Source organism: Microbacterium faecale, from assembly GCF_014640975.1.
Lineage (GTDB): Bacteria > Actinomycetota > Actinomycetes > Actinomycetales > Microbacteriaceae > Microbacterium > Microbacterium faecale.
This window is the reverse complement of record NZ_BMHO01000004.1, coordinates 1-5,006: the sequence shown is the minus strand read 5'-3', so window position 1 is coordinate 5,006 and position 5,006 is coordinate 1. Positions and strand designations below refer to the sequence as shown.

Annotated in this window: 2 rRNA genes; both read left to right on the top strand. The window is 55.3% G+C overall.

What is annotated here, in order from left to right:
- Positions 1-40 precede the first annotated feature (40 nt).
- A 16S ribosomal RNA gene (locus IEW87_RS14930) occupies positions 41-1,567 on the top strand.
- 359 nt (positions 1,568-1,926) lie between these two features.
- Positions 1,927-5,006, top strand: a 23S ribosomal RNA gene (locus tag IEW87_RS14925); the annotation flags it as partial.

Genomic DNA, 5,006 nt, shown 5'->3' with positions numbered 1-5,006 from the left:
AAACTCGCTGGCTGCTCTTTGGGGTGGCTTGCTTTTTTCTTTTTTGGAGAGTTTGATCCTGGCTCAGGATGAACGCTGGCGGCGTGCTTAACACATGCAAGTCGAACGATGAAGCACCAGCTTGCTGGTGTGGATTAGTGGCGAACGGGTGAGTAACACGTGAGCAACCTGCCCCGGACTTCGGGATAACAGCTGGAAACAGTTGCTAATACCGGATATGCACGAGAACCGCATGGTTACTTGTGGGAAAGATTTATCGGTCCGGGAGGGGCTCGCGGCCTATCAGCTTGTTGGTGAGGTAATGGCTCACCAAGGCGTCGACGGGTAGCCGGCCTGAGAGGGTGACCGGCCACACTGGGACTGAGACACGGCCCAGACTCCTACGGGAGGCAGCAGTGGGGAATATTGCACAATGGGCGCAAGCCTGATGCAGCAACGCCGCGTGGGGGATGACGGCCTTCGGGTTGTAAACCTCTTTTAGTAGGGAAGAAGCCTTCGGGTGACGGTACCTGCAGAAAAAGCACCGGCTAACTACGTGCCAGCAGCCGCGGTAATACGTAGGGTGCAAGCGTTATCCGGAATTATTGGGCGTAAAGAGCTCGTAGGCGGTTTGTCACGTCTGCTGTGAAAACTGGAGGCTCAACTTCCAGCGTGCAGTGGGTACGGGCAGGCTAGAGTGCGGTAGGGGAGATTGGAATTCCTGGTGTAGCGGTGGAATGCGCAGATATCAGGAGGAACACCGATGGCGAAGGCAGATCTCTGGGCCGTTACTGACGCTGAGGAGCGAAAGAGTGGGGAGCGAACAGGCTTAGATACCCTGGTAGTCCACTCCGTAAACGTTGGGAACTAGTTGTGGGGGCCTTTCCACGGTCTCCGTGACGCAGCTAACGCATTAAGTTCCCCGCCTGGGGAGTACGGCCGCAAGGCTAAAACTCAAAGGAATTGACGGGGACCCGCACAAGCGGCGGAGCATGCGGATTAATTCGATGCAACGCGAAGAACCTTACCAAGGCTTGACATATACCGGACGCGGCTGGAAACAGTCGTTCCCTTGTGGTCGGTATACAGGTGGTGCATGGTTGTCGTCAGCTCGTGTCGTGAGATGTTGGGTTAAGTCCCGCAACGAGCGCAACCCTCGTTCTCTGTTGCCAGCACGTTATGGTGGGAACTCAGGGAATACTGCCGGGGTCAACTCGGAGGAAGGTGGGGATGACGTCAAATCATCATGCCCCTTATGTCTTGGGCTTCACGCATGCTACAATGGCCGGTACAATGGGCAGCGATACCGTGAGGTGGAGCGAATCCCAAAAAGCCGGTCCCAGTTCGGATCGTAGTCTGCAACTCGACTACGTGAAGTCGGAGTCGCTAGTAATCGCAGATCAGCAACGCTGCGGTGAATACGTTCCCGGGTCTTGTACACACCGCCCGTCAAGTCATGAAAGTCGGTAACACCTGAAGCCGGTGGCCTAACCCTTTTGGGAGGGAGCTGTCGAAGGTGGGATCGGTAATTAGGACTAAGTCGTAACAAGGTAGCCGTACCGGAAGGTGCGGCTGGATCACCTCCTTTCTAAGGAGCAACTGCATCAGGTCTTTCGAGGTCTGGTGCCAGTACCCGTTTCATGGCCGAATGTGTCGTGGCGGGGCTCATGGGTGGAACATTTGACGAGGCACCTGGATGTGCTGGTGGGGATGAGTACGCTGCGTTCGCGTAGTGGGAAAGTTTCGGCTGGTGGGTTTGGGTGCGTGCACGTTGTTGGGTCCTGAAGGATCAGCCGTTGGGTTGGTGGCTTCGTCACCCCATGTGGACTGGCGCGTTTTTCGCGTTGGTTTTGTGGGCGTGGTTGTACTTTGAGAACTACACAGTGGACGCGAGCATCTTAAAGAAAGCGAACACAGATCAATTTTTTGTTTCTGTGGCTCATGTGATTTCAAGTCTTTAAGAGCAGACGGTGGATGCCTTGGCATCTGGAGCCGAAGAAGGACGTAGCAATCTGCGATAAGCCTTGGGGAGCCGATAAGCGGGCTGTGATCCGAGGATTTCCGAATGGGGAAACCCCGCTGGGTGTGCTTGCGCATCCCAGTGACTCCCGCCTGAATGTATAGGGCGGGTAGAGGGAACGTGGGGAAGTGAAACATCTCAGTACCCACAGGAAGAGAAAACAAAAGTGATTCCGTTAGTAGTGGCGAGCGAACGCGGATGAGGCTAAACCGTGCGTGTGTGAGAGCCGGCAGGCGTTGCACGTGCGGGGTTGTGGGACCTACTGGGAGATTCTGCCGAGTCTCCGATCGTATAGAAGCGTATAGACGAACCCGTTTGAAAGCGGGACCAGAGAGAGTGCCAGTCTCGTAGTCGACATGCGTGTTCTGCGGTGGTGGGTATCCCAAGTAGCACGGGGCCCGTGAAATCCCGTGTGAATCTGTCAGGACCACCTGATAAGCCTAAATACTCCCAGATGACCGATAGCGGACAAGTACCGTGAGGGAAAGGTGAAAAGTACCCCGGGAGGGGAGTGAAATAGTACCTGAAACCGTCTGCTTACAAACCGTCGGAGCCTCCATTGTTGGGGTGACGGCGTGCCTTTTGAAGAATGAGCCTGCGAGTTAGTGATACGTGGCGAGGTTAACCCGGGTGGGGTAGCCGTAGCGAAAGCGAGTCTGAATAGGGCGACTGAGTCGCGTGTCCTAGACCCGAAGCGAAGTGATCTATCCATGGCCAGGCTGAAGCGTCGGTAAGACGTCGTGGAGGGCCGAACCCACTTAGGTTGAAAACTGAGGGGATGAGCTGTGGATAGGGGTGAAAGGCCAATCAAACTTCGTGATAGCTGGTTCTCTCCGAAATGCATTTAGGTGCAGCGTTGCGTGTTTCTTGCCGGAGGTAGAGCTACTGGATGGCCGATGGGCCCCAACAGGTTACTGACGTCAGCCAAACTCCGAATGCCGGTAAGTGAGAGCGCAGCAGTGAGACGGTGGGGGATAAGCTTCATCGTCGAGAGGGAAACAACCCAGACCACCATCTAAGGTCCCTAAGCGCGTGCTAAGTGGGAAAGGATGTGGAGTTGCTTAGACAACCAGGAGGTTGGCTTAGAAGCAGCCACCCTTGAAAGAGTGCGTAATAGCTCACTGGTCAAGTGATTCCGCGCCGACAATGTAACGGGGCTCAAGCACGCCACCGAAGTTGTGGCATTGACACATGCGATTCCTGGTGTGGGTTTTCCTGCATTGGGCAGTCGTGTTGATGGGTAGGAGAGCGTCGTGTGGCGGGTGAAGCGGCGGAGTGATCCAGTCGTGGATGCCACACGAGTGAGAATGCAGGCATGAGTAGCGAATGACGCGTGAGAAACGTGTCCTCCGAAAGACCAAGGGTTCCAGGGTCAAGCTAATCTTCCCTGGGTCAGTCGGGACCTAAGGCGAGGCCGACAGGCGTAGTCGATGGACAACGGGTTGATATTCCCGTACCGGCGAAGAACCGTTCAAACTAATCCAGTGGTGCTAAGCGCCCGAACCATTACACCGTCACCTTCGGGTGGCATCGTGATGTCTAGCGCGCGACCCCATGCTGGTGCGGTTAGCGTATTAACAGGTGTGACGCAGGAAGGTAGCCCAGCTGGCAGATGGTGTCCAGTGCAAGCGTGTAGGCCGACTCCTAGGCAAATCCGGGAGTCGTGAAGGCTGAGACGTGATGCGTTTCAAGTGGGTGATCCTATGCTGCCGAGAAAAGCATCGACGTGAGGTTCTAGCCGCCCGTACCCCAAACCAACTCAGGTGGTCAGGTAGAGAATACCAAGGAGATCGAGATAATCGTGGTTAAGGAACTCGGCAAAATGGCCCCGTAACTTCGGGAGAAGGGGCGCCCGCCGCTTATAGCACCTTGCGTGTGAAAGGGCGTGTGGGCCGCAGAGACCAGTGGGGAACGACTGTTTACTAAAAACATAGGTCCGTGCGAAGTTGCAAAACGATGTATACGGACTGACGCCTGCCCGGTGCTGGAAGGTTAAGAGGACGAGTTAACACTTCGGTGTGAAGCTCAGAATTTAAGCCCCAGTAAACGGCGGTGGTAACTATAACCATCCTAAGGTAGCGAAATTCCTTGTCGGGTAAGTTCCGACCTGCACGAATGGCGTAACGATTCCCCAACTGTCTCAACCACGAACTCGGCGAAATTGCAGTACGAGTAAAGATGCTCGTTTCGCGCAGCAGGACGGAAAGACCCCGTGACCTTTACTACAGCTTGGTATTGGTGTTCTGTGTGGCTTGTGTAGGATAGGTGGGAGACTGTGAAGCCGGCACGCTAGTGTCGGTGGAGTCATTGTTGAAATACCACTCTGGTCATTTGGAACATCTAACTTCGGACCGTAATCCGGTTCAGGGACAGTGCCTGGTGGGTAGTTTAACTGGGGCGGTTGCCTCCTAAAGAGTAACGGAGGCGCCCAAAGGTTCCCTCAACCTGGTTGGTAATCAGGTGGCGAGTGTAAGTGCACAAGGGAGCTTGACTGTGAGACTGACAAGTCGAGCAGGGACGAAAGTCGGGACTAGTGATCCGGCAGTGGCTTGTGGAAGCGCTGTCGCTCAACGGATAAAAGGTACCTCGGGGATAACAGGCTGATCTTGCCCAAGAGTCCATATCGACGGCATGGTTTGGCACCTCGATGTCGGCTCGTCGCATCCTGGGGCTGGAGTTGGTCCCAAGGGTTGGGCTGTTCGCCCATTAAAGCGGTACGCGAGCTGGGTTTAGAACGTCGTGAGACAGTTCGGTCCCTATCCGCTGCGCGCGTTGGAAGTTTGAGAGGATCTGACCCTAGTACGAGAGGACCGGGTTGGACGAACCGCTGGTGTGCCAGTTGTACCGCCAGGTGCATGGCTGGTTGGCTACGTTCGGGATGGATAACCGCTGAAAGCATCTAAGCGGGAAGCCGGCCTCAAGATGAGACTTCCCTGCCCCCTTGAGGGGTGTGAGGCTCCCAGCAGACTACTGGGTTGATAGGCCAGATGTGGAAGCACAGTAATGT